The sequence below is a fragment of the Arcanobacterium ihumii genome (assembly GCF_900604515.1).
Classification (GTDB): Bacteria; Actinomycetota; Actinomycetes; order Actinomycetales; family Actinomycetaceae; genus Arcanobacterium_A; species Arcanobacterium_A ihumii.
Window position 1 is genome coordinate 235,442 of record NZ_UWOS01000003.1, and the last position, 25,501, is coordinate 260,942.

Consider the following 25,501-nt stretch of genomic DNA (forward strand, 5'->3'; position numbering starts at 1 on the left):
TTACCTCATTGACTCAATCAAAATTACTCATTCAAAATCACTGGTTACAAGCTCTACCGCCACAATCTTCGCCTCACCTACGGCAGAGTGTGCGATATGAGCCACAAAGATTTCACCAGGTTTTAACCATGGATCTTCTTTTGGAAATAGATTAATGTCACGTTTAGATGTGTATTTTTCAAGCGCCGAAAACACCACAGGAAGAGTTGGGCGATGTAAGCAAACAACTCTTGTATGCTTCATTCGTTTGAGTACCTTCGTAATCTCTCGCGAAAACGCCTCGGGGTCAGCCAGATATCCTCGCTCAGTCAACTCCAATTGATTCTTGATACCAACGCCGATACCTTCGGCATAACCTTTGACCGTATCCTTGCACCGTTTCCACGGCGAGGTCTGCACCCGCGTCACTCCGTAGGAAGACAGCTCAACTTTGAGTTGCTCCGCCCTTTTCTTTCCCGACGCCGAAAGCGCCCGAGTATATTCAGGTCCCTCTCCGTGTTTCCATCGTTCCCTCTTTACTGCCTTCGCATGACGAAGCAAGAGCAGAGGAGTAGTGTCAAGAGTGTCGGCTTTAAACAACTTATGGGTCTTTACTAAAAGTGAACGGTCGTCGTCGGAACTCAACAAACGTAGTCCCTGTGCGTAACTAATCCAGCGTCTTTCGTCAATCTCAGTGAGCTCGGCAATCTTGGCACGTGGGCGAACCTGTAATGGTCTAAAATTATCGGAAACTACCTGAGCGCTCCAAAAATGTACCGCCTTAGATTTAACCCCACCGACGATGTAGCGTTGCCAGCCAAGCGGGCGTCCGATGACGACGTGCACCCCACCTTCTTCATAAAGCTCACGCAAACAACAGGCGCGTAACGTCTCCCCCGGTTTCACCTTTCCTTTCGGAAAGGACCAGTCTTTCCAGTGGGGTCGATGCACAATGAGTACTTGAAACTCTCCGCGGTGTACTCGCCAAACCACAGCGCCAGCGGCATAGATATCCACGCGATCAGAGTGATTTTCAGTCACTTAGCGCCTCGACAATCCACGATGCAAACATTCGTAGACACACTTATCAACCATCACTTTTCAGCTACGCGCGAGCGCGCACGCTGCATTAACAGATCCTGCACGTTGGTCAATCGATTTCCAGCGTCGTCATGGGTGACATGGAACCAACCTTCTGGTCCAAGATGCCAAGACTGTGTTTGGTCCGAACACGCGATCTTCACCAAATCGATCAAATAGTCTTTCATCTCTTGATCGGTAATGCTGATCAACGCTTCGATCCGTCGATCCAAATTGCGGTGCATCAGGTCAGCCGAACCGATGAATACCTCGGGATCGTCGTCATTGCAGAAGGCGTAAATTCGCGAGTGCTCGAGGAAGCGACCTAAGATCGACCGAACCTTAATATTTTCGGACAGACCCACAATCCCAGCCCGCAAACAACAAATACCGCGAACCTGGACCTCAATCTCCACACCCGCTTGCGAGGCTCGGTATAGAGCGTCAATGACTTTCTCGTCAACCAGTGAGTTACTCTTAAATCGAATCCATGCAGATTTACCTTGGCGTTTATTCTCGATCTCGCGTTCGATACGCTCAATCAATCCGTCTCGGATTCCAAGCGGTGCCACGAGGAGTCGATGGAACTTAGCCTTTGGCGAATAACCAGAAAGCTGGTTAAAGAGCCTAGTCAAATCCTGCCCTACGTTCCGATCGCAGGTAAATAAACCGATGTCTTCATATCCACGTGCGGTTTTCGGGTTGTAGTTTCCCGTTCCCACATGGCAGTAGCGACGCAGACCATCTTCTTCCTGTCGAACTACAAGACATAACTTGCAGTGCGTCTTCAAACCGACGATACCGTAGACAACGTGCACCCCGGCTTCTTCAAGCTTACGTGCCCAATCGATGTTGTTCTGTTCATCGAATCGAGCTTTGATTTCGACGACGGCAAGCACCTGTTTTCCCGCGTATGCAGCTTTAATTAACGCATCAACGATAGGTGAATCTCCAGAAGTGCGGTAAAGCGTTTGCTTGATCGCCAACACTTTCGGGTCTTCGGCAGCTTGACGGATAAAGTGCTGAACCGAAGTCGAAAAAGAATCGTAAGGATGCTGAACCAAGATATCGCTACGTCGAATCGCCTCGAATACATCTGCAGCGCGTGAGCTCTCTACCGCGGCAAAGCCACGAGCCGTAACCGGCACAAATTTCTTATATTTCAGCTGTGGCCGATCGAGGTCATGGATAGCATCTAATCCGGTGAGGTCAAGCGGAGCAGGTAAATGGAAAACATCTTCTTCACGGATACCCATTTCACGCATAAGCATTGCCAACACGTGATGGGACATATCTTCGGCAACTTCGAGCCTAACCACCGGTCCAAACCTGCGACGTAAGAGCTCTTTCTCCAAAGCTTTCAGAAGGTTTTCAGCATCGTCCTCTTCCACTTCGAGGTCTTCGTTACGGGTAATACGGAACGTCGAGTACTCAACAACTTCCATCCCCGGAAAAAGCGTGCTCAAATGGGCACCGATAACTTCTTCGAGGGGAATATAGAAAGTTCGACCATCAGAGTTAAGAGGCACGTCTTCGGGACGGTACGGGATGCCGTCGGAATCCACCGCGATAAAACGTGGAAGCAACGGTGGCACCTTGACTCGCGCAAAGAGCTCTTTGCCGGTGTGAGGGTTGCGCACAATCACAGCTAGATTCAGCGAAAGTCCAGAGATATACGGGAATGGGTGGGCAGGGTCAACCGCTAACGGTGTTAGTACAGGGAAGATCTCTTTGCGGTAGAACTTACGGAGCCGCTCCTGTTCTGGCTCCCCAATATCTTTCCAATGAAGAATATCGATACCTTCTTGGGCGAGCTTCGGTTGGATATCGTCTGCAAAGACCTTGGCATGTCGTTTCATCAGGTCTTGGGCGCGCTTATTGATTCCGTCGAGGACTTCGCGCGGACTCAAACCAGAGGCTTTAGTGACTGCCATACCCGTAGCGATTCGCCGCTTCAGACCTGCAACTCGAACCATATAGAATTCATCGAGGTTCGAAGCAAAGATAGATAAAAACCATGCTCGTTCGAGGATATGAAGATCTTGATCTTCTGCCTGTTCAAGGACTCGTTCATTAAAAGAAAGCCAAGACAGTTCTCGGTCTGCAAAACGCCCTTCGGGAAGTGATAATTTTTCGACGTCACGGTCACTCCGCACGGCCTGTGCCCATACTTCGCGCACCATTCCGTTAAGGGTCCCGTCAGGGACGGGAGATCCGAGTCGGTCAAGGGTATCTGGGGTTCCTGGAACGTCGTCATTGTGATGGGGGAAAGACTCTTCGTTCATACTTCGATCATTCCAGATTTATCCTTAAAATTGCACTGGAAAATGAAAATACTTTAGAGCTGATAACAAGTGTGCACCTCAGTGACGTTAAATCCAGTTTTTTCATACGAATGAACAGCGGGGAAATTTGATCGGTCAACGTAGAGCCTAACCAGATTAAAACCGCATTCATGTACTTTAGCCTTCATCCAGTTCAATGCGACTTTCGCAATCCCGCGACCTTGAAAATCGGGATGGACGCCGAGTACATAGAGTTCAACGTCCGCCAGCGATTCGGGCTTAAGCCAAATAAATCCGACTTTCTGTTGATTATCCGTTCGTACAATAAAATTGAGAAGGTTTGGATCGAACCAGGGCTGGGAAAAACGCTCGCGGAAATCGTCATGGGTAAGTATTCCCTGTTCAGGGTGAGAAGCGAAAGCCTGCGAGTTAAGAGTTACTAAAGCATCAACATCGTCGCTGTTAGATACATCCAAAGGAACGAAATCCAGTGAGATAACCTCTCCTTTCGGTGGTACCGACCCGTTCTTTTGGACAAAACCAAGTTCATGCTCCATGACTAGCAGTTCTCGAGCCGGCTTGAGCGAAAATCTGCCTGCTAGTGACTGGGCTCCTAAAAGAGTCCCGTGTGCCCAAACATATCCCAACCAGTCACTCGGCTTACGAGTAATAACTTCATCAAGAAGGCTAGAACCGATGCCTTGACGTCGATATTCCGGGTCGACGCCGAGGTCACAGGTTCCATTTCCAAGGTTCAGTATCGTAGCGCCAAGAAGCATCGATTGAGAATCCTCAGCAAGAATGAACAGGCTACGATCAGACTTGTTGAGGTTAAGGAGAGTTTGCTCGTCGAAGGCATTGAATCCATCGTAGTTGGCGATTTTCTGTGCGAGTAAGCGAACGTCGTCTACCTGCATCGTCGTTAATGACGGCGTAACGCGAACACGCCAGTCATTTTGGCTGACTCGCGTCGTCACGTCATCACTCAAGGTTACCCTTAAGCAGGAGCTCTCCGGCCCGAACGAACTCACGGGAAGTACGAGTCATCGCAGTATCACGCCTAGTGACGACTGTTGCAAGTGGATGAGCATCGTCGTCAATCCACTCGGGATCAACACTAGCGAGGAAATTAGTTAGGCGAGCGGAGTTCCGAAGAACGTCTTCGAAGTCGCCACGGAAGTCGCCACGGAAAACCATATTCCATTGTTCTAGAAGATCTTCCAGCGAAGGAACTAATTCAAAATTAGTCTTGAGCTCGTCGTTCTCACTTTCTTCAGCGAAGAGCCGAGCTGCAGCAAGACGTTCACGCACCACGTCTGGGAAACGGCGAATCCACTCACGCAGCAGATATCCACGCCAAAGGATGCCCGGGAGGGAGTCTTGAGGGGAATTCGCCCACGCTTCGGCGATTACGTCAACTCCTTCGGAAACGATCAGCGTTTTAACTCGGACGATAACGTCTGGGTCTGCCATAACATGACCACTTAAAGGGACAATCGCTTGGGCTGACGTGTGAGCAAGCTCAGAATTTGCAGCAGTGTCCGCATTACCTTCAATTAGTTCAACCTGCTCTGGCTTGAGCTGAGCAGGACGTCGTGGTTTGTAGGTAGACATTGGATCCTCCTTTGCTTTCCCCTATTCTCCCCTAAATTTAAAGCTTATGTAGGGTATTCGAGCAAATTTCACCACGAGCACGATTTACAGTGACTTAGAACAACTTTTCACGCTCTCCATTTCCTAAATTTAAAAATCACGGATAGAATTGTTTATCGTTCCACGGAATGTTTACGTTCTACGGAAGTGCGGGCCTCTAGCTCAATGGTAGAGCTCCGGACTTTTAATCCGTAGGTTGCGGGTTCGAGTCCCGCGGGGCCTACCGCACGAAGCTCCCCCACCAACATGGTGGGGGAGCTTCCTTTTTACTCAGTATCACGAATGTGCGTTATGACTCGATAGTTGAGCACATCATTTCACTTATTTGACCAAGCCATTTCACGTAGTTTTGCAATTGAAAGCTGATCTACAGGCAAAGGATCACACGTACTTTGACCACCAGCAAAAACTACAACACTGTCTGAAACTTCTAAGATTTCTTCCTCTTCAGAGGAAACTACAATCAGTGAGATTCCTTCTTGAGCCATCGTACGTAACAGAGCATGTATCTCCGCTTTCACTCCGATATCAACGCCTTTGGTAGGCTCATCAAGAAGCAAAATTTTCGGGTTTTGTGCCAATGTACGAGCAATCAATACTTTTTGTTGATTTCCGCCCGAAAGCTCCTCAATTGGACCAGAAACATCACCTTTGACGCGAAGTTTCTTCACAAAATCCGACGTCATTCCTTTGAGTCTCCCTGACTGAAGAAATCCCTTCCGGGAAAAATTCTTTAGCACAGGCAAAGCAACATTTTGTGGGCTGGACATCCGCGGAACGATGCCGTCGATCTTACGTTCCTCGGTGAGATAGGCAAAGCCATGTTTCATTGCATCGGTAGGATTCTTCGGACGATATTCCTTACCAAAAACACGAAGCTCACCTTCTTCTAGCGGCTCAACTCCAATTAAGGTTCGTAAAAATTCAGTTCTTCCTGCACCTACAAGCCCATAGAGGCCAACGACTTCTCCAACGTGTGTTGTTAAATGAACACCATTTAGGTTTGGGCCACGTAAACATTTTACTTCAAGTGCCACTTCAGCATCGGTAAAGTCTTTGGCAACACGAGTGGCTTGTTCTTGGATCGCTACTTCGGCAGCATCATTGCCCACGATGGCTCGAACAACATCTTCGTGGTTAATTCCTTTGGCATCAGCATCCAAAATGACTTTGCCGTCCACAAGTGCCACGATTCGATCAGCAACGTCATATAATTCGTCAAGTTTATGATCGACAAGCAAAATGCCAACGTTCTTTTTTTGAACCAATCGTTTGATATACGTTAAGAGGTGACCAATTTGTTCACCTTCAAGCGAAGTAGTTGGCTCATCCAAAAGCAAATAACGCGTATTCTTCGACGTAGCAATCGCTATCTCGAGCAATTGGCGTGTTGCCACCGAATAGGTTTCAAGCTTTTTCTCTAAATCAAGATCCAAACCAAATTCATCAAGAAGCGCCTGCGCCTGCTCCGCCATGTCAGCTTTACGCAGACCACGAGCACCAATAAGTTCATGCCCAAGCCACATATTTTCAAGAACAGTTAAGTTTGGAAGCAAAGATAGTTCCTGATAAACCGTTGCTACTCCGTGGGCGAGCGCTTCGGAAGGATTAGAGAAGTTCACCGCTTCGCCGTCAAGATAGAGCTCACCACCGTCGTACCTATGTGCCCCCGCTAGTGTTTTCAGTAGTGTTGACTTGCCTGCACCGTTGTGTCCAACAAGTCCAACAACCTCTCCTGGTCGCAACGCGAAAGAGATGCCCGAGAGCGCCGGAACTCCCGCAAAATGCTTCGTAATGTTCACAGCCCGGAATCCGGCATCTGCACCGGGCATCTCCGTCGTCGTCATACTAATCAGCCAACCTCACCTGGGGCAGGAGTTTGTCCCTTTGTAAATTGTTTAAGTGGACGAAGAATCTGCTTCTCTACGTTCTCTCCACCGATGTAGCTCTTGACCTGGTCAACTACACGTTTGCCATAGTCTTCAGGCTCCTGAGCAACACAGCTCAAATACGTGTTATCTAGGGCAAGCTCAGGTGCACAGAAACCGTAAACTTTCACATCACGTCCTGATGCCTTTACTGCTTCAAGTGCTCCTTGGGTAGCTGGACCAGTCGATGCAAAAATCACATTCATATTTGGATTGCCTTGCAGCATGTCCGAAGTGACCTTGAGCGAGGTATCGAGTTGCACCTTCCCATCGACTGTTGCATCAAACTTAGCTTTGCTATTTGCTCCTACAGCCTTCTTGAATGCGTCATCACGCTCAACCACAATCGTCTGATCAGGTGCGGTGACGAATCCAATATGGAGCTCAGCATCTTTACCAAGATCCTTCAGTACCTGTTCGCCCATTACCACACCGCCACCAGCATTATCAGCGCCGAGGTATTGCACAACTGAAGCACCTTGGCTCTTCATACCCGCCTCAGAAACACCAACGTTAACGTTAAACACTGGGATACCTGCTTCATTTGCAGCGTGAACGATTGCTGCCGAAGGCTCTGAATTCACGGGGTTCAATGCGATTGCACAAGGCTTGTCTTGAATAAGTGCCTGCGCCTGAGCAAGCTGATTTGCGTCGTCGTCGTTCGCAATTGAAACTTTAACCTTAAACCCTTGCTTCTCGCCCTGGGATTCAAAACCTTTTTGCATCGCCACATAGTAAGGATTGGTCAAGTTGGGGAGCAAGACTCCAAGCAATGGATTATTACCCTTGCAGCTTTCTGGGATCGTGGTTCCACTGCCCTTGTCTTTTGTATCTTTAGATGCGCCGGTATCAACAGCACCACAGGCGCTAAGCCCGAGTGCCAATGCCGCGGCTGCGGCTAAGACGGTAACTCTGCGTTTCATGAGTGTTTCCCTTTCATCGTTGAAGGAGGACGGAGTTGTCTTTATATATTTGGATTTTTATTTATTTGGTTCTTGCGATTGAACCAAAGATTGTTTGGTTACTGAGGGTTCTGGTTTCTTCACATTCTTAAATAATGAGGTCAAAGAGATATTTTGACGGTTGGTATCAATAAGGACACCAAGCAAAATAATGACGCCGATGACGAGCGGCTGCCAATATGCATTGACACCGATAACGTTCATTCCATTCGAGACTTCGGCAATGAGAATGGCACCGAAGAATGCGCCGAGGATAGTTCCTACTCCACCAAAGAGCGAGACTCCACCAACGACGGCAGAGGCAATAGAGTAGAACTGTTCGGTACCAGAACCAGCGGTTGGGTATCCAACCATGAGCCTTGAGGCAGTGATAATTCCGCCGATTGCAGCACAAACACCCGAAACCGTATAAACCAAAAGGGTAGTTTTTCGGACATTAACGCCGGCTAAACGTGCCGTTTCTTTGTTTCCCCCGACGGCGTAGATATGTATACCCGTGGCGGTTCGTTTCAAGAACAATGCGCAGAGGATGGAAGCGATAAGAACAATAATGACTGGAATCGGAATACCAAAAATAGAACCTCGACCAAAAATCGCGAACATCTGATCAGTGATCGGTACGGACCCTCCGTTTGTGAGGATTTTTGGAATTGATGCTGAAATACCAAAAGTTGCAAATGTAACGATAAATGGTGGCATCTTTCCCCAATGAACCATCGCTCCATTAAAGAGTCCCACAATTACACCAACACCGATTGCAACTAACGCGGCACTCCACCAAGGCATTCCTGATTGCATCACTAATGCAGCTATTACACCAGTGAGTGCAATATTTGACCCACTGAAAGGTCAATTCCACCAGTGAGCAAAACAAACGATTGCCCCAGTGCAAGAATTAGCACCACTGTACCGTTTAAGAGAAGAACCATAAGGTTATCTACTGTGCGGAATGCAGGAGCCGTGAGGGAAAGTACGAGTCCCACAACGATCACAACCGCAATGATTCCAACCTCTTGAGGTATTTGCCGTTTTTTCATGATTGATCCTTTGTACTTACTTTTCCCTCAGTTGACGGGAAGAAACTAGATGTGAAATGTCGTGATATCTCTGCTCGATGAAGTTCTGATGAGCTCCGATAAATTCAGAAGACAGTCTCGGCGTCCATTTTGGGGGAGTTTCGCCTCCTTGGAGAGCCCATGCTGCTTGAAGTGCTGCGCCGTCAGCAACATATTCACCACGCTCCGGCACATATACGGGTAGTCCAAGAATTGTTGGAGCAATTCGACGTACCGCTTCAGACCTTGCCCCACCTCCAATCAACATGACACTCGAAATATCAACACCGAGCCTACGAACCGCATGAATCCCCTCACTAACCCCACATAGCATCCCTTCTACGGCAGCACGTGCAACGTTTGCGGGACTGAGATTATTGTTCTGGATTCCGTGTAAAGCTCCAGTTGCATCTGGAAGATTTGGAGTTCGTTCCCCCTCAAGATAAGGGATACAGACCAGCCCCTCTGCACCTGGAGGAGCGCTTAGTGCAAGTTTAGAAAACTTTTCATGATCGACACCAAGAAGGTTCGCAAAGGTATCAAGAACTCGCGATGCGTTGAGCGTTGCCACGAGTGGAAGAAAATTTCCCGTCGCATCAGCAAAACCTGCAACGTACCCAGTCTCGTCTGCAATCGGTTGCGAAGACACAAGAGAAACGACACCAGACGTTCCAATTGACAAAACTACTTGTCCAGGATTTAACGACAACCCCAATGCCGCACCAGCGTTGTCGCCACATCCAGCACCGAGAACAATGTTGTGCCCGTTTATTCTTGTTTCACCAGCAATTTCATTCGATGCCACAATTTTCGGAAGGATAATTTCCTTCCCAGAATTGTTCATCGCCTGTTTGACTAAATCCATGTCGTAACGATTAGTTTCCGAATTAAAGTAACCTGTACCTGAGGCATCTGAGCGATCAGAAGTAAGTTCGTCAATCCGATCGGTTCCATTCAATTTCCAGGTAAGCCAATCGTGAGGCAAGCATACGGCAGCAGTCTTCTTTAGGTTTTCGGGTTCTTTACGTGCCATCCATCGAATCTTCGTAACAGTAAATGAAGCCACGGGAACTAACCCTGTACGCTCAGCCCATACCTTTTTTCCTACGTTTTCCTCACCATCCCCCATTTCATTAATGAGATCTTCAGCGTCGGGTGCTGAACGGGTATCATTCCATAGGATTGAGTTTCGAACTACTTTTCCAAATTCATCTAGAGGTACCATGCCATGTTGTTGACCTGCTATCGATAACGCCTTAACGTCTTTAAGTCCACCGGCTTGTTTAATGGCCTCGTGTAAAGCTCTTTCCCAGACCGCCGGATTAACTTCAGTTCCCGTTGCATGATGAGCTACTCCAGACCGCGCCAAAGCACCCGAGTCAGCATCATGAATCATCACTTTGCATGACTGCGTGGAAGAATCTATTCCGGCGACCAGACTTCGCATTACAACCTCCATTAGTTGCGCTGTGCAACAAATATACTAAAGCTAGATCACATTTTCAATCGCTTATCCAATAAAAGTCACTACAAAATCTTGCTAAGTGCAGAAATAACAAAAAATTTCACGCAAAATTCGAATGAATAAAGTGCATTCTGCAATTAAAATAGGGTGCATTAAACTCAATGTGGAGGAAAAATGGGAGATTCGAAACAATCAAGCACTCAGAGTCGTTCAAGCGGCTCACGCTTAGAAGCCGTGCGTAACCACAACCTCGCTCTCATTGCCCGCTCAGTGGTGACCTCACCGCAACCGTTGTCACGAGCAGATCTAGCTGCCCTCACAGGGTTAAACCGTTCCACAGTCACTCGTTTAGTCGACTCACTTATTAATTTTGGAATAGTCACTGAGTTGGCAACCGAAAAGTCTCCAGGCAGTGGCCGCCCTTCTATCCCACTTGTTCCTGCTCCTCATACACATGTTTCGATTGGTGCCGAGATTTCAGATACTGCAATCAGAACCAGAGTTCTTGATTTAGCCGGCAATGTGCTCGCGGAGCATTTCCAAGAACTAAATTCCAGCACAGAACCTGCCGAAGTTCTCAGCTTTCTACGTACAAGCGTTCAACGCCACGAGAAACAGATCGCCCAAAGTCAAATGCATATTGTTGGACTAGCTTGCGCAATTCCAGGATTGATCATCCAAGCAAGTGGACTCTTACATTCGGCACCAATCTTAGGGTGGAAGAACGTCGATATCGCAAATCATTTAAGTCCAGACGATTCAGAATCACCATATCCGATTATTTTTGAAAATTCGATCAAGTTAGCTGCGTTTAATGAGCTTATTGAAACGAAAAAGATCGGAGCTCCGCTCAACGATTTCTTATTCATTTCCGGCTCATCAGGAATAGGTTCTGCTATCGTCCGACATGGCGCAATTGAATCAGGTAGCCATGGCTGGGCAGGCGAAATTGGCCATATTCCAGTTTCGGAGTCCAAAGAACTATGCTCATGTGGTCAAACCGGTTGTTTAGAGACTCAGATAGGTCGAGCTTCCCTATTAGAAAAAGCCGGCTTCGATAGAACCGCACCTATCGGGAATCTGTTCGCTGCTCTCTACCGTCACGATCGTGATGCGCTCAAAGCCGTCGATGAGACAGGTAAAATTCTTGGACAAACAGTTGCGGGATGTCTAAACTTGCTTGATTTACCTGCTATCCGCTTAGGAGGAATATTCGCAGAGATATTTACCTATATGGAAAAGCCAATTCAAGCCGAGCTAAAGGATCGAGTTCTTTTCTACGACCGGGCTCCCGTTACTATCTCTGCCTCAACGCTTGGCGAACAATCATCAACTGACGGCGCCGCTTGGACGATGATTCTCAGATTCTTAGACTCTCCCGAAACATGGACGGTTCCGTCGGATTATTCACTTGAGTACTACGATGTCAATTCCACACCGGAGATCGTAATCGAGGACTAAACTCGCTTCGCACAAAATCCTATTGCTTTCGCTCACAGTGGCGGTTCAGCGTTGAAAGCTCTAAACCCTTTCATTTCCGGGACGTGTAGCTAGTGCCACTGCAATCGAAATGAACACCAGGCCCAACACTTCGCCCACAGTCGGAATTTGACGCAAGATAGCCATCCCTACAAGGAGCGATGTGGCTGGATAAAGCGAGGTGAGCAAAGCATAAGTAGCCGTTGGTATTCGTCCCATTACCTTCAGCTCCAACGCATAGGGGATAACCGTGGAGAAAACAGCAACTCCAAGCATAAAAAGCAGCAAACGCCAATCCATTACAACCGGTTTAAAGTTCGGGATTGCCAACGGAAGAAAGACGACGGTCCCTGTTACGCATCCGATCGCGAGCGCATTTGAGCCGGCACCATTCCAGGCTACGCGTTTTCCTAAAATAATGTAGAGCGCCCAGAAAATTCCCGCTAAAAGAGCAAATATTACACCGAGCTTCACATCACGATCGGCAATATCAACCCCGATCCACGAGATCAGGAAGACGCCGGTGAGAGCGAAAACCACACCTACGCGCACTCTCCATCCGCGTCCCGTCACAGCGGAAAGAATCACGGGACCTAAAAATTCCAGCGCCACTGCGGTACCTAACGGGATGCGACTAATCGCCATGTAGAACACAACGTTCATACTGGTCAAGGCCAAACCGAAGAGAATTGGTACCCATAGTTGTTTCAGTACTACGCGCGGCCGCTTCCAAATCATCAGGATTACGCCAGCAAATGCGAATCTTCCCCACGCAACAGCTCCCGCAGATACCTGTTCAAAGAGCGATACCGCAAATGACGCTCCGAGGTATTGAATAACTGCCGCCGTCATAAGAGTAAGAGGCGCCCCTAGCGGACTAGACGCAATTATCGAAGGTTGTTTTACCATTGTTACAGCGAAATATCCACGATCAAGGCACGGTGATCCGAAATTGAAAACTCTTTGGTTGAGGTATCGATTACGTTTAGATCATTGCCAAGCAGAAAATCGATCTGTTTTTCCGGAGATCGGCGCGGATAAGTTAATTCGCTTGCCAACGAACGCAACGAAAAATCACTCTCCCCTTCATCGGCAAGGACTTCTTCAACCTCATCTGCTCCAAGGTTGAAATCTCCACCTAATACATATCGTGAATCACCTAAATTGTTTCGTTCACTCAAAACATCAAAACCTCGCATCGCAACCGAAAGTTGATTGCGGGCAGCAGCATTATTAGTCGACAGGTGGGTATTTCCAAACACAAGGCTTGGTTTACCTGGTATATCGAGGACGGCATAGGCACACGCCCGAGGCTCAGTTACATGCAGATACCAACCTTGAACACCTCGTGAAGAGTTGGAAGACTTGCGGAAAAACTCTGTTTTCTCAGGTAAAGCAAGTTTGAGGCAACCAGACATTGGGAATCGTGAAAGAATTGCCATTCCATAGGCCCCTCGACCACGCCACGGCAGATAGGACGACGCCGGGGCACCGAAAACATTTCGTTCCACGGGAATGAAATATCGGTCCATGTCTAGCAAATCCGCTAGCAAATCTGCCTGCGGGATAAGAGTAGAACGCATCCGTACGTCGTCTACCTCTTGCAGCAAAACTACATCCGCGTCGAGCTGCGCTAATTCAGCAGCAAAGATTTCAAGACCATCACGACTCGGCATCCCTGCAAGAAAACCCTGGATTAATCCACTACCACGAGCGCCGTTAGACGAAGCATTAGCATCAAGGTTAACTTCGCCTTCTGCCGGCTTGCCAAATTGCATATTAAACGTGCAGATACGCAGAAAATCACGGCTATCTTCTTGTTGTGACGTATCCATGAATAATCCTCCCTATCCGAAACGTAGATATTTCAGTCCTGATCAGGCACAAATGTGAGCGCAACCGAGTTCATGCAGTAGCGATTTCCGGTTGGTGTTTGTGGAGCATCTGGGAACACGTGACCCAAATGCGACTCGCATTGGGCGCAGCGAACCTCGGTACGTTCGTAGCCAAGCAAAGTATCCGTACGGTAAATAACCGCGTTTTTCTCATCTGGATCGAAGAACGATGGCCACCCACAGTGGGAATCGAACTTAGTCTTAGACGAAAATAGCTCGGCACCACAAGCTTTACATAGGTACTTGCCTGAGCGCTTCTCGTTAAGCAACTTGCCTGTACCTGGCCGCTCGGTTCCCGCTTGACGCAACACCAAGTACTCCTGGGGATTAAGGATCTTCTTCCATTCTTCCTCAGACTTCACAATGCTAGGTCGCTCTGCCATCTCACACCCCATTTTCGTTTATTAGCCCGGTAAGGAAACTTCGCAGTGATTTGTGTTTTGTATTTTATGCTCTACGCTTGGCGAAAATCCTATTCACCACCGGCATCTCCACTATCAGCGGATTCTGCAACATGCGAGTCAGAATTACTCTCCATCGATTTTTTGGCATGGTTCGACTTCTTTTCTTCGCCCGTTACTTTTTGCGAAGTCTCCATTCCCTCAGGTTCCTTCTTCTCAGAATCCTCGGCATCAACTTCTTTGGCTGCATCTTCTTCAATCTTTCGGTTACGCTCAGCGAATGCATCATCACCAGGTCCGGAAAAATTCTTCTTCCGAATCTCCGCACTTGGAGAGCCACTAAACAAAGATGCTTCGTGACCAGAGCGAACATCGGTGCTAGTTAACTCATTAGTCGAGGTGAGCTCGTCATCATGGTTCTCAGCTTCCACGACGGCGGTCGTTTTGCGTGGATCTTCCATATCCTCAGTAATTGGCTTCATCACAATAGTCTCAGCCGGCGAAGACTCAGGCAGGGGCGGAACCTCGTTCCACCGCTTGATATCTTCAACTGACATAACCGTAGTCTTCTGTTCATCTTGAACACTAGCAGGTACCCGCGAACTTTCCGGCCATGCCTCAGGAAAATACTGCGCAGGCTCTTCACGCTCAAGTCGGTCCTCTACCTGGTCATTCGTTTTCACCGCAGCTTCGATGATGTTCACCGGGTCGTTAAGGTAGCGACGCTGACGCGGAATCGCTTGAGGAGCTTCCGTCTGAATCCAGTAAATCATTTGTTCACGTAAGTAGTTCTTGAGGTCGACCAAGGTTGCGGAATCCTTTGCCGAAATCACCGCACGCATCTGAAGAGTTCCGGCAGAGGCATTGCTGATCTGCAGCACTCCCGTTTCACCATCCCACAGGTCAGTGTTACGCAACAGGAACTCAAGTTGCTTTCGTGCCGCAGTGAGCGGAAGCGCCCAGTCAACGTCCCACGTAACGTCACCCAGCATCTCAGGTGCGCGACGCGTCCAGTTTTCGAACGATTCCGTCGTCATCAACGACGACGGAACAATAATTCTTCTTCCATCCCAAACGGCGAGCACAACATAAGTCAAAGTGATTTCTTCAACCGTGGTGTAGTTGTTCTTATAGAAGACGATATCTCCCACGCGAATAGAATCCGAGAATGCAAGCTGAAGACCAGCGAATACATTCCCAAGAGTGGTCTGTGCAGCAAGACCGGCAACAACGGAAACTAGACCAGCTGAGGCAAAGAGCGATGCACCCGCGGTTCGTGCCGACGGGAATGTGAGGAGTACACCTCCAATTCCAAGAATCCAAATGACGACGACGATAACCCGGTTAAGAATCTGCGTTTGAGTTTGAACACGTTTTGCGCGACGTTCAGATGACTCTCGCATTTTGTTATGGATGACTCCCATTGTGCCGTTGACGATACCAACAGCAAGCCATGTTCCCGCGATAATGACGAGCACTAAGAAAAAGTGGTCAACATTTTGGAGCCAGGCTGGTGCAGTTGCCGTATTTACGCGCGCATCGGAGAAGGTGAAACCGATCCACGCTCCCACCAGCATCAATTCGACTACTGCTGGACGTGAAATAGCACTCATGAAGGGCTGGAGTTGATTTCGTTTACGAACAATCATTCGGCCAACGGCTATCAGGAAGAGCCCTATAACAAAGCCGCCGACCAACCCGAGCGCTACTCCAAGTATTACTTGCAAGACGTCAAACGTTGCTTCAACCGTCTCTGACGTCGTTCCATCATCACCTGTTGCCATCCATAGATTCATAGTAATAAGGCTAGGCTAGTACTCTGAAAAACGCTCGTTTCTCTTATGTTTCCTTGCCATTAGCCAAACGTGACCAAGGACACGTACCCTGCAATTTTGCATTTACACCCATTTACCCCTTAAGCTAATACCTGTTCCACCAACGAGGAACCGACAGAAAGAACGAAAGTTCTTCCGCCCCTATCGTCTAGTGGCCTAGGACACTGGCCTTTCACGCCGGCAACACGGGTTCGAATCCCGTTGGGGGTACTGCTTCTTGAAGAGATTTAAGAAGTTGACACAAAAGTGTCGCCATGCAAATGGCCCTGTAGCGCAGTTGGTTAGCGCGCCGCCCTGTCACGGCGGAGGTCGCGGGTTCAAGTCCCGTCAGGGTCGCTGAGGAACCCCGGGAAACCGGGTGTTTTTCTATCTGGCTCTGTAGCTCAGTTGGTAGAGCGTTCGACTGAAAATCGAAAGGTCACCGGATCGACGCCGGTCGGAGCCACAAGTCAAAAGCCCTGTTTTACAGGGCTTTTCTTGCACCTTGGCAGAGCTTTAGATTGCTCTCACCTTCGTTCCTTTATGACTATCGCATCTAACGCAATGTAAACTTCAAGTTATGCGCCAATCGCCCCGACACAATCCCCGCCACGCTTCAGGCGACGCACCTCTATTTCCACGTCGTCGCCCTCGTGTGTTAAAGAATCAGCAACATCTAGCAAACCTTGGAGCAAATTCGGCAACTACACGGCAACAAACCCAAGGTGATCCACAGGCGAAAACTAGCGGTCCGTCGTCGGGATTCGTACCACCTACCTCAGCATCCGATCAGGAATCCTTCGAACAAAATCTCAATACCGCAACGAAAGATGCAGGGCAATCTTCGCCAAGCGTGGCACGTTCGTCGTTCATTATGTTCTTAGGAACATTCACGTCGCGTATTCTTGGCTTGGTCCGCTCCCCTATTTTGCTTGGTGCAGTTTTGGGGCTAACGTCTCCGGTGGCGAACTCTTTTGACATCGCCAATCGGCTACCAACCCTGATCTACATGATCATCGCGGGTGGTTTGGTTAACGCAGTGCTCGTACCAGCGATCGTGCGCGCCTCACAGAATACGGACGACGACGGCGAAGCCTTTATCAATAAGCTCCTGACCATAACGATTGTGGTGCTTGGAATTATCACAGCGGTTCTAACAGTTTGTTCACCGTTGATCGTCAAGGCTTTCGCAGCAACACTTGACCCCCAGTGGTATCACCTTACCGTCATCTTCGCCTACTGGTGCATGCCTCAGATTTTTTTCTATGGGCTCTACACCGTGCTTGGTCAGATCCTCAACGCAAAAGAGAACTTCGGGCCGTTCATGTGGGCGCCAGCGTTAAATAACGTAGTGGCGATCGCCGGACTCCTCATTATTTTAGGAATTTACGGCGGTGCCAACCCTGCATCTCCAGATACCGCCCAAAGCTGGATGGGAATGAACGGGATGCTTCTAGGCGGATTCTCAACGCTAGGAATTGCTGCTCAAGCCTTAATTTTGGTTCTCCCCCTTCGAAAAATCGGAATACGATTCCGTTTCGATTTTGCATGGCGAAATTCTGGGCTCGGCAACGCTGGAAAAGCCTCCGGCTGGATGCTGGCACTTATGGTGCTTTCGATTCTCCCAACCGCACTTCTTTCCAATGTTGCCGCGAATGCCACTCAGCGTGCCCTGGATAATGGCGAAGGTGTGGTTGGTGTTGCAGGAAACTCTGTTTACACCGCCGCCTACACTCTATATTCACTGCCAACTTCACTGATCACGGTATCTATTGCAACCGCAATCTTTACTCAGCTCGCCAAGTCCGCGGCCAAGAAGGACTACCGCTCTGTGCAAGCGGATACCTCGTTAACGCTTCGCACCGTATCCACCTTTAACTTCCTGGCGATTTCAGGGATCTTGGTTCTCGCTGTTCCAGCATCGCGACTCCTGGGCTTCTTCGTTTCAGCGGCTGAAGTTCGCGCTCTTGCTCCGGTGCTCATGGTGATGTCACTCGGGTTGCTCGGGGTGGGTTTCCAAACTGTTCTCAATCGCGTCTACTTCGCCTTCGAAAACACTCGTGCGGTATTTCTTATCAACGTACCGATCAACCTCTTTTTAGCCATCGGATACGTAGCCGCCGGCTTTTTACCACCTCACTACGTTGTGGTTGGTATCGCTGGCATCATGGCGTTTACGAATACTGCGGCAGGCTGTATCATGTACCTTCACCTGCGCCACACGCTCGGCGGACTAGACGAAAAGAACGTGCTGGCAACCCACGCGAAGCTAGTTGCGATTTCGATCGCAACCGTCGCCGTCGGCGAAGGAATGATCTTCATCTTCGGCGGGTCCGCACGTCTTGCTAGTAGTCAGATTCTTTCATTCATCGCGATTACGGTGGTTGGAATCGCCATGGTTGGAGTATTCTTCGGACTCATGTTCGCCCTAAAAATGGGTGAAACCGCTCCGATCCGCAAGAGCGCTCAAAAAGCAATCTCGAAATTCAAGCGTTAAAGCCACCTAACCGGATCCTCATTGCACGGGCACGAGCCCAAACAACATCGGATTATGAATCAGATTGCAGCAAGTGCCGATTCGTAGTCAGGTTCCGCAGTGATTTCGGGTACCAACTCCGTGTAGATCACTTTACCTTCGGGAGAAATGACAACGACGGCGCGCGCCAGTAACCCATGAAGTGGCCCATCCGCTTGAAGTACCCCATATGTATCAGGGAATTCTGAGCGGAAAGCCGATGCAGTAACCACGTTTTCCAACCCATCAGCAGCACAGAAACGCTCCATTGCGAATGGAAGATCCATCGACACACACAATACAGACGTGTTGGACAACTTTGCAGCACGTTCATTGAATTCACGGACCGATTTAGCACAAACGCCAGTATCAACGGATGGGAAGATGTTAAGCACGATGGTGCGACCCAAGTAGTCCTCAAGCTTCACATCCCCCAGATCCGCTCCAGTGAGAACAAATCCGGGAGCTTGAGCACCGACTTCTGGTAGGTTTCCGCTAGTTTTAACTTCGTTTCCTTGAAAATGTGTAGTAGCCATACTGCGATTGTAGTTACTCACCAACACGTAGCCGACCGTTCGGGTGGTTATTTTCCATCAGCTTAATAGAAACAAAATTTCAGCATTGTTTAGCTTTATTGCGTACAATAATTTCAACTGCGCCGGTTGTAGTTACTTTTCTATAACTACGCTGCGATAAGTAAACGCTGGTCGTATAGCGGCCGTGAAGGAGACTAATTGTGAGCACTACCAATCACTTGCATGAAGAGCACAAGGTAGATCCAAGCCCCATGCCTAAATCCGCAATGAAGAATGGCGCACCAACGATTGGTGAGCTTGTTGCCAAAATTACGGCACAGTTCTCCGCTTTGATTCGCGACGAAATCAAGTACGCCGCCGCACAGGCCAAAACGAAAGCAACCAAACTTGGCACGGCAGGCGCGCTCTTTGCCGTTGCCGGAATCTTGGCACTTTACATGCTAGGCATATTGCTCCTTGCTGCTGGCTTTGGGCTGGCAAATGTGGTTAGCACTTGGCTAGCTTTCCTGATCGTCGCCGGCGGACTCCTAGTCATTATCTTGATTCTTGCGTTGGTTGCAATGTCAAAGATAAAGTCCTCCAAGCAAAATATCGTTGACCCCAAGGCCGGCATTAATAAAGATGTCGACGCCGTTAAGAAGGGAATGAACAAGTGACTCAGAGTACGCACCCAATGAATCCACACGTCGTAGCTGAGGCACGTCTTGCAGCTAGCGTTAAGAAAGCTGCAGATTACGATGCTCCTGAAGGTAAAGACGAGCGTACAGTTGAGCAGATCGAATCCGATCTTCAGCGGGTTCGTCTTGAGCTTATAGCAACGGTAGATGAACTAGCCGCTCGTCTAGATCCGACAAATCTCCGTGAAGAGGCTAAGACCAAAGCTCAGGAAACATTCAAGAACACCTCGGTTCAGGCTCGTAACTTTCTAGACGCCCTCTCGAACGGTGATCCAAAAGCACTGAAGATTTTCGGTGGTCTTGTTGGTGCCTTGATTGCGCTGGTTATCCTCAAGATCGTTAAGCGTTAATATCTTTCATAAGTGTGGGTGTGGGGTCGAAAACCTTAATCGGTTTTCGACCCCACACCCACACTTATGACACTTTGCGCAAGCTAGTGATTGCCGGTATAGAGAGTATTCAGCCTTCTACGTCGTGCGTATTAGCATTAAGGATTCGTTCAATATCTTCCCGGCGGAATCTACGATGACCGCCTAAAGTACGAATTGAGGGAATCTTTCCTGAATTCGCCCAACGTGCAACGGTTTTTGGATCCACGCGAAAGAGCAATGCTACTTCAGCTGGAGTCATCAGTTCACCGTTAATGGTTTCCTCGGCCATTTATCCTCCTAAAAGCATACTTTCTATTCCAGTATGGTTAGTAAAGAAAGCACACACAAACAAGTTCCACACTTTGTACCTCTCAACACTTGTTGAGAATCTACTTTTGCATCCCTTGATACTTTGGGTATCCCTAAATTCGAATACTGCTTCAATTTCTAGCACATATTCTTAATACTAAAATTATTGTAATTTATAGGTGGTATTTTCCACAAATCGCTATTATTGGAAACACAACAACAGAATTTTATGGATCACATGGAGTTCCATCCCGTTTCAGGGTATCGTATGTTCACGTAGAATAATTTGCAAGCAGTTGGGTGCGTTTCCACGCATCCTCATTCGATGATTGAGGGGGGTCGACCCTATGGGGCGCGGCCGTCAAAGAGCCAAACAGCGAAAAGTCGCACGTAACCTGAAGTATTTCAGTCCTGAAACGGATTACGCTGCTCTCGAGCGCGAATTAACATCCTATGGCAGTGAGCCTAAGGCTGAGTACGACGACGATTATGAAGACGACTACGACGCGTATGCGGAGTACGCCGCTAAATATGACATTCCGGAAGATGACGAATCTGAAGATTGGGAATCACCTGAACGTCATTGACAGCAATACATCGTCAAGCGAATTTATGTGGGTTGTGACAGTCATTATTGGCTGTCACAACCCACATTCACATCTGCTAAGTAAGGGGTTCAGCTCCAGATACGGTCCGAAAATAGCTCTTTCCTTTAACCAAGTCCACTTGGTCAAGCACTACTGAAATTTTCTCCCCTAACGGTAGATTCTCACCATAAACAGTCGCTTCCAAGGCTGGCTCACCCAACATAATTTTGCCCCGTTGCAGACTTTCTTCCTCTGCGCTCTGCGTAACCTTTCCCTTTTGGCCCTTTTGCTCGTATTTATCCTTGAGCTCAATAACCGTCGCGGTAAATTCCTCACCCTCACGACCTTGCAAAATCAGTCCCTCAACGGCGCCTAAAGCACGCTTTTCTAGGGTATTGACTCGTCGATTAGATTCATTCATGATCAGCGGGAGTTGTGGCAACATTTCTGTTACCCACTCAGGAATGGGGTCTCCCTCGCACAAGCACCGGCACACCTCAAGTCCATAGCGGTCAGCTAAGCGCCGAAGAGGAGCCGTAACATGTGCGTATTCGGCCGCAATTGCTCCATGAACACGCCTATCAGGCTCACCCTTAGTATCTTCCCGCTCAGGCAAGGAAAGATAGCCTGCACCACGAAATAGACCTGCAGCTTGATCGAGAAAAACAAGGGCTGCACCATCACGAGGGTCAAGCGTATGGAGAAATTCCGGATATGACGTCCGTTGACCCCAATGCAACCCCAAGGCGTTCGCTACGCGACGTAAGCGTTCGACGTCGGCATCGTGCGCAGGAGGAAGGATCCTGAGCAGCCCTACGTTACCTTTCGTCATCATCGCGGCAGCAGCCATTCCTGTTAGCAAAGAAATTTGGGCGTTCCAGTTCTCTACGGCAGTGAGCTCGCGAAAAACGAGTTTGAAGCCCTCATCTGTGGACTCAATACGTTGCTCAGGAAGGTCTAAGGAAATTCCACCTCTTTCGATCTCTGCCCGCATCCGTAATTCACCAATTGTTTTGAGGAGATATACAAGGGAGTGCGGAGCTTCAGGCGGAAGCTTATCGGATCCATCGACTATTGCCTGCACCTGAGTATACGAAAGTTGGGCGCGGGATCGAACTCTGCCAAGCCTAATTTGACTGCGAAGAAGCTGCCCAGATCGGTCTAGTTCATGAGTCCAAACATACGCTGGGCGATCGACAGCAGGTAATAACGACGCCGCGTCTTCTGAGATTTCGCGAGGATGGAGTGGAATCGTCCCATCCGGAAGATATACAGACTGGCCACGCTCACGCAGTTCTTTATCGAGCGCACCGTTTGGCTTGACGAAAAGATGGAGAGCGGCAATTGCATAATAAACCGTGAATCCATCAGTAGTTTCTTCTAAGAAGACCGCTTGGTCAAGGTCACGCGACCCTTCCGGGTCAAGCGTCACGAATGGGATATCGGTATAATCACGCAAAGTGCGTATATCGATGTGGGTCGCTTCAGAGGCTTCTGCGAGCGCTTGGGGCGAGAATTCAATGGGAATGCCTAAATTAGCTTTCAATACTGAAATTGCATCAGACACTGCCAACCGAGTAGCTTCGTTAGCTCTTAAGGCAATCTTAGGCACATTTAAACACTACCGGTTTTATAGCCCCAGCACATTCGGAAGCGGAAAGTAACTACTAAGGTCCGCACGCGAGCCTGAAGAGCTGACGTTCCCTCCCCCGGTTTCCCCTGTTAGAACAAGGTTCAGCCAGGTTTTTCCATCAAGTTCGACGACGTTCGGAGGCGTTCCACGTTTATGGCTCGGTCCTTCAATCGCTTGGATTGCACCGATCCAAGGGACTCGGATTTCAACGCTCCTACCTGGATAACGATCAGCAAATTCTTCCAGAGTGTAGCGCACGGCATCATTAATAGTTGCTACCTCAAATGCTTCACCCGAGCCAAAGCTCTCTACATATGCACACAGGGCTGCCTGCCCTTTCGCTATGTCTATTTTGCGTTTCATCATTATCATTCTATCTAGCTGACTTTCCGGTGCAAACAAGGTAGGGCTCGACTTAGTCGAGCCCTCCCCATATCTGGCTTCTTAGCAGCTAGTAAACTACAAAGCCAGCTTTGTGATTAGTACTAGTTCTTGCGGCGGCGACTTACCACACCGGTCAAAGCTAGACCGCCAAGCACCAAAGCTACCGACCATCCGATGAGAGCTTCGCTCTGTGAACCCGTCTTAGCAAGGCCTGGAGTGGTTGCTACGCCAGGAGCCGTTACAGTTGTAGGCACTTCACCCACCTGAACTCGGACAATGCGGAAGGTACGATCAGGAGTTTGCGCAACTGCATAGTGGATACCGGTAGCAATATCCATCGGCAGTGTGTATGAAACCGAAAGGGTACCATCCATTGCAACCGTATTAGTTGCGATTAGCTTTGCAGCTGAATAGAAGTACACATCAGCTTTTGCCTGTGCTGGCAATCCCTTGAATGTAAGGTTAATCGTCTGTCCAGGAAGAGCTGCGATTGTATCAATCTTCAATCCGGTCGCATCAAGATGCGCCTTCACTGCTGCATCATCAGCAAAAATCGGACCAGATACAACCGGTGGAGCAGGCGTAGCAGCCTTGATCACGATCGGCTTCGTAACTTCAGAAAGAGTTCCATCTGGAAGCTTTGCCGAAACCTTTAACGTGTAGTTTCCGGCTGGTGTGCTTGCTGGAACATCAATCAAAGCTTCGCCCTTACCGGTTTCGTCTTGTTTCGCGGTAATTTTGTTGTCCAAGGTTACCTTTTGGGTTCCAACACCTTCGATCGACACTAGGGCTTCTGTCGCCTTTGGCTCAGTAGCAGTCATTGAAAGAGAAGAAACCGTGATTTTTGCGTGCTTACCAGCAACTATCTGCGCAGGAAGGGTAATTCCAAAGGAGCGCTGCGAGTAATCAACCTTGTAATCACCCTTTTTGGCATTGTAGTCCTTTAAAAAGGCATTGAAGGCATCGTTATCCTTCATTCCGGTGTCGACAAAACCGGTACCTTCTTTAAGAACCGCGAATCCGTCCCCACCCTCAAGCAAGAAGGTGTTTGAAGCTAAGGTGTACTTCTTGGTAGCATCCTTCGCAACCGGAGCGCCGTCGACGTAAAGTTCAGTAACCTTGGAGCCTACCGGCGCCACTGGATCGTAAACATACTTGACGTTGGAAGACAAACCAAGGCGAAGCGTTGGGTGCGAAGCCTTAGGATCCGTCCTCCACTGTTGCTCGAGCAGAGTATAGAGCTGAGCGCCGGTTAGATCCTTCGTTCCAAAAACGTTACCAAATGGCTGTACCGTGTACGACTCACCCTTGGTGATCTCGCCAGCAGCAAGGTCCGCGCGAACACCACCTGGATTCATAATTCCTAGCTGAGCTGGCTTCCCGAAATTCTTCGAGTACTGGTAGAAAGCTTCAGCGAGCAAGTTTCCAGCCGAAGATTCGGTACCGCGATTTCCACCAATACCAATATCTTCAGGCTTGGTAGGGTCAGCACTTGGAGCAGCACCACGGAAGGCATCGTTAGCCAGATTGCCTACCTTCTCAGCACCAAGAACGTCTGATTTTGCCTTAGCTGCTTCGTAGAGGCTCTTAATATCGGCGCTCTCACCGTCAGCAACGTTGATCGGCGCCAAGGAGCAACTCGCAGTAACCGTCCTATGATCTGCGCTAACAATGATCTGGCCCTTTGCAAAATCGCCACCGGCATTCACTGTTTGGCAGGTTGGTGCGTTCGATGCCGTCTTACCGGTTTGCGAAATATGCGAATGTCCAGCGAAAGCAATATCGACCTGCGAGCCAAGTTGGTTAGCTGCAGCAATATCCTTGTGGATAAGCGCGACGACGACGTCCGCTTCACCGTTTGTGGTGTCACCGTCTTTAAGCTGGGCAGCAACTGCGTTCGTGGCTGCTACCGGATCAGAAAACGTTAGACCTTGAATTGCGCTTGCCGAAACCAAAGTTGGCATTTCATCAGTCACGGTGCCAACATAGGCAACCTTGACACCGCTGATTTCCTCAATGTAGTACGGCTCTAAGTCCTTAGCACCTTGGAGATTTGCCGAAAGAATTGGGATTCCCAATGCGGGCTTAATTCTAGTAACAAGGTCTTGGTAGCCTTTGTCGAATTCGTGGTTTCCTGCCGCCGTCACTGAAAGCTGCATTGCTTTAAGAATGTTGAGCGTAGGAGTGTCGTTATCGATCGACGAAACGTATGCCGAACCACCTACTGAATCGCCAACCGAGACGAATCGAGTATTTGGGTTTGCAGTGCGCATAGCGTCAATCTGATAATCGAGTGCAGCAGCCTTATCGATCTGACCATGGAAGTCAGAGATCACTGCTAGATCAATTGTTATATCACCAGTTGCCGCGTAAGAAATCCCGGTGGAAAGTCCGAGCATTCCGAGAGTTAGCGCGGAAACCGCCCCCATCGCCTTCGTAGCGAAGGAGGTATGTTGCGTTGATTTCACATTGTTCCCCTTTGAAATACGTAAT

The 25,501-nt window shown here is 48.9% G+C and carries 23 protein-coding genes and 4 tRNA genes; 9 read left to right on the plus strand and 18 right to left on the minus strand.

Annotated features, from left to right (window positions below):
* Window positions 1-27 precede the first annotated feature (27 nt).
* From EIH22_RS08395 to EIH22_RS08410, 4 genes are read right to left on the minus strand one after another with little or no spacing between them, the layout of a single operon-like run.
* A complete protein-coding gene (locus EIH22_RS08395; RefSeq protein WP_124055359.1) occupies window positions 28-1,020 on the minus strand; it encodes an NUDIX hydrolase in 993 nt (330 codons plus the stop codon).
* Between the two features lie 53 nt (window positions 1,021-1,073).
* Window positions 1,074-3,344, minus strand: coding sequence for an RNA degradosome polyphosphate kinase (locus EIH22_RS08400; protein ID WP_268808225.1), 2,271 nt, complete (start codon window positions 3,342-3,344; stop codon window positions 1,074-1,076).
* A gap of 53 nt (window positions 3,345-3,397) precedes the next feature.
* Entirely contained in the window at window positions 3,398-4,333 is a 936-nt protein-coding gene (gene mshD / locus EIH22_RS08405; protein ID WP_124055360.1) for a mycothiol synthase, read from the minus strand.
* Window positions 4,326-4,958 carry a hypothetical protein gene (locus EIH22_RS08410; RefSeq protein WP_124055361.1) on the minus strand — a complete coding sequence of 211 codons (633 nt, stop codon included), beginning with the start codon at window positions 4,956-4,958 and terminating at the stop codon, window positions 4,326-4,328. Before EIH22_RS08410 ends, mshD begins: the two co-directional genes overlap by 8 nt.
* Before the next feature lie 190 nt (window positions 4,959-5,148).
* Between EIH22_RS08410 and EIH22_RS08415 the strand changes: the two genes are divergently transcribed.
* Window positions 5,149-5,220, plus strand: a tRNA-Lys gene (locus EIH22_RS08415).
* Between the two features lie 94 nt (window positions 5,221-5,314).
* Here EIH22_RS08415 and EIH22_RS08420 read toward each other — a convergent pair.
* From EIH22_RS08420 to xylB, 5 genes are read right to left on the minus strand one after another with little or no spacing between them, the layout of a single operon-like run.
* The gene (locus EIH22_RS08420; protein WP_124055362.1) at window positions 5,315-6,844 is read right to left on the minus strand and encodes a sugar ABC transporter ATP-binding protein; all 1,530 of its coding nucleotides are present in this window, start codon (window positions 6,842-6,844) and stop codon (window positions 5,315-5,317) included.
* Window positions 6,845-6,849: 5 nt separating this feature from the next.
* Window positions 6,850-7,848 carry a substrate-binding domain-containing protein gene (locus EIH22_RS08425; protein ID WP_124055363.1) on the minus strand — a complete coding sequence of 333 codons (999 nt, stop codon included), beginning with the start codon at window positions 7,846-7,848 and terminating at the stop codon, window positions 6,850-6,852.
* 57 nt (window positions 7,849-7,905) lie between these two features.
* Entirely contained in the window at window positions 7,906-8,685 is a 780-nt protein-coding gene (locus EIH22_RS08430) for an ABC transporter permease (protein WP_235001848.1), read from the minus strand.
* 14 nt (window positions 8,686-8,699) lie between these two features.
* Window positions 8,700-8,924: a hypothetical protein gene (locus EIH22_RS09025; RefSeq protein WP_235001835.1), complete on the minus strand. Its 225-nt coding sequence runs from the start codon at window positions 8,922-8,924 to the stop codon at window positions 8,700-8,702.
* Window positions 8,925-8,940: 16 nt separating this feature from the next.
* On the minus strand, window positions 8,941-10,389 hold the full coding sequence (xylB, locus tag EIH22_RS08435; protein WP_124055364.1) for a xylulokinase: 1,449 nt from the start codon (window positions 10,387-10,389) through the stop codon (window positions 8,941-8,943).
* A 192-nt stretch (window positions 10,390-10,581) separates the two neighbouring features.
* On the opposite strand from xylB, the gene EIH22_RS08440 reads away from it, so the two are divergent.
* The gene (locus tag EIH22_RS08440; RefSeq protein ID WP_124055365.1) at window positions 10,582-11,868 is read left to right on the plus strand and encodes an ROK family transcriptional regulator; all 1,287 of its coding nucleotides are present in this window, start codon (window positions 10,582-10,584) and stop codon (window positions 11,866-11,868) included.
* 60 nt (window positions 11,869-11,928) lie between these two features.
* Here the strand turns inward: EIH22_RS08440 and EIH22_RS08445 are convergent, their stop codons facing one another.
* The 4 genes from EIH22_RS08445 to EIH22_RS08460 all read right to left on the minus strand — a co-directional run bounded on the left by EIH22_RS08445 (window position 11,929) and on the right by EIH22_RS08460 (window position 15,978).
* Entirely contained in the window at window positions 11,929-12,795 is an 867-nt protein-coding gene (locus tag EIH22_RS08445) for an EamA family transporter (protein WP_124055366.1), read from the minus strand.
* 2 nt (window positions 12,796-12,797) lie between these two features.
* Window positions 12,798-13,721 carry an endonuclease/exonuclease/phosphatase family protein gene (locus tag EIH22_RS08450; RefSeq protein ID WP_124055367.1) on the minus strand — a complete coding sequence of 308 codons (924 nt, stop codon included), beginning with the start codon at window positions 13,719-13,721 and terminating at the stop codon, window positions 12,798-12,800.
* A 32-nt stretch (window positions 13,722-13,753) separates the two neighbouring features.
* Window positions 13,754-14,164, minus strand: coding sequence for a peptide-methionine (R)-S-oxide reductase MsrB (msrB, locus tag EIH22_RS08455; RefSeq protein WP_124055368.1), 411 nt, complete (start codon window positions 14,162-14,164; stop codon window positions 13,754-13,756).
* Window positions 14,165-14,253: 89 nt separating this feature from the next.
* Window positions 14,254-15,978 carry a mechanosensitive ion channel family protein gene (locus EIH22_RS08460; protein WP_124055369.1) on the minus strand — a complete coding sequence of 575 codons (1,725 nt, stop codon included), beginning with the start codon at window positions 15,976-15,978 and terminating at the stop codon, window positions 14,254-14,256.
* A 176-nt stretch (window positions 15,979-16,154) separates the two neighbouring features.
* On the opposite strand from EIH22_RS08460, the gene EIH22_RS08465 reads away from it, so the two are divergent.
* The 4 genes from EIH22_RS08465 to murJ all read left to right on the plus strand — a co-directional run bounded on the left by EIH22_RS08465 (window position 16,155) and on the right by murJ (window position 18,493).
* Window positions 16,155-16,227 (plus strand) — tRNA-Glu (locus EIH22_RS08465).
* Between the two features lie 52 nt (window positions 16,228-16,279).
* Window positions 16,280-16,353, plus strand: a tRNA-Asp gene (locus tag EIH22_RS08470).
* A 36-nt stretch (window positions 16,354-16,389) separates the two neighbouring features.
* Window positions 16,390-16,462 (plus strand) — tRNA-Phe (locus EIH22_RS08475).
* A 114-nt stretch (window positions 16,463-16,576) separates the two neighbouring features.
* A complete protein-coding gene (murJ, locus tag EIH22_RS08480; RefSeq protein ID WP_124055370.1) occupies window positions 16,577-18,493 on the plus strand; it encodes a murein biosynthesis integral membrane protein MurJ in 1,917 nt (638 codons plus the stop codon).
* Window positions 18,494-18,552: 59 nt separating this feature from the next.
* Here murJ and tpx read toward each other — a convergent pair whose 3' ends face one another.
* On the minus strand, window positions 18,553-19,047 hold the full coding sequence (gene tpx, locus EIH22_RS08485; protein WP_124055371.1) for a thiol peroxidase: 495 nt from the start codon (window positions 19,045-19,047) through the stop codon (window positions 18,553-18,555).
* 200 nt (window positions 19,048-19,247) lie between these two features.
* Between tpx and EIH22_RS08490 the strand changes: the two genes are divergently transcribed.
* Complete coding sequence (locus EIH22_RS08490; RefSeq protein ID WP_124055372.1) at window positions 19,248-19,703, plus strand: phage holin family protein; 456 nt, start codon at window positions 19,248-19,250, stop codon at window positions 19,701-19,703.
* Window positions 19,700-20,074: a DUF3618 domain-containing protein gene (locus EIH22_RS08495; protein ID WP_200829226.1), complete on the plus strand. Its 375-nt coding sequence runs from the start codon at window positions 19,700-19,702 to the stop codon at window positions 20,072-20,074. Before EIH22_RS08490 ends, EIH22_RS08495 begins: the two co-directional genes overlap by 4 nt.
* Window positions 20,075-20,183: 109 nt before the next feature.
* Here the strand turns inward: EIH22_RS08495 and EIH22_RS08500 are convergent, their stop codons facing one another.
* A complete protein-coding gene (locus tag EIH22_RS08500) occupies window positions 20,184-20,384 on the minus strand; it encodes a BldC family transcriptional regulator (protein WP_124055373.1) in 201 nt (66 codons plus the stop codon).
* Between the two features lie 367 nt (window positions 20,385-20,751).
* Between EIH22_RS08500 and EIH22_RS08505 the strand changes: the two genes are divergently transcribed.
* Window positions 20,752-20,991, plus strand: coding sequence for a DUF3073 domain-containing protein (locus tag EIH22_RS08505; protein WP_124055374.1), 240 nt, complete (start codon window positions 20,752-20,754; stop codon window positions 20,989-20,991).
* 76 nt (window positions 20,992-21,067) lie between these two features.
* On the opposite strand, the gene EIH22_RS08510 is transcribed toward EIH22_RS08505, so the two are convergent.
* From EIH22_RS08510 to EIH22_RS08520, 3 genes are all read right to left on the minus strand, one after another.
* Window positions 21,068-22,603 carry an RNB domain-containing ribonuclease gene (locus EIH22_RS08510; RefSeq protein ID WP_124055375.1) on the minus strand — a complete coding sequence of 512 codons (1,536 nt, stop codon included), beginning with the start codon at window positions 22,601-22,603 and terminating at the stop codon, window positions 21,068-21,070.
* A gap of 18 nt (window positions 22,604-22,621) precedes the next feature.
* Window positions 22,622-22,987 (minus strand): sterol carrier family protein, encoded by a 366-nt coding sequence (locus tag EIH22_RS08515; protein WP_235001836.1) that lies wholly within the window; start codon window positions 22,985-22,987, stop codon window positions 22,622-22,624.
* A 122-nt stretch (window positions 22,988-23,109) separates the two neighbouring features.
* Window positions 23,110-25,476: a bifunctional metallophosphatase/5'-nucleotidase gene (locus EIH22_RS08520; protein ID WP_124055377.1), complete on the minus strand. Its 2,367-nt coding sequence runs from the start codon at window positions 25,474-25,476 to the stop codon at window positions 23,110-23,112.
* Between the last annotated feature and the right edge of the window lie 25 nt (window positions 25,477-25,501).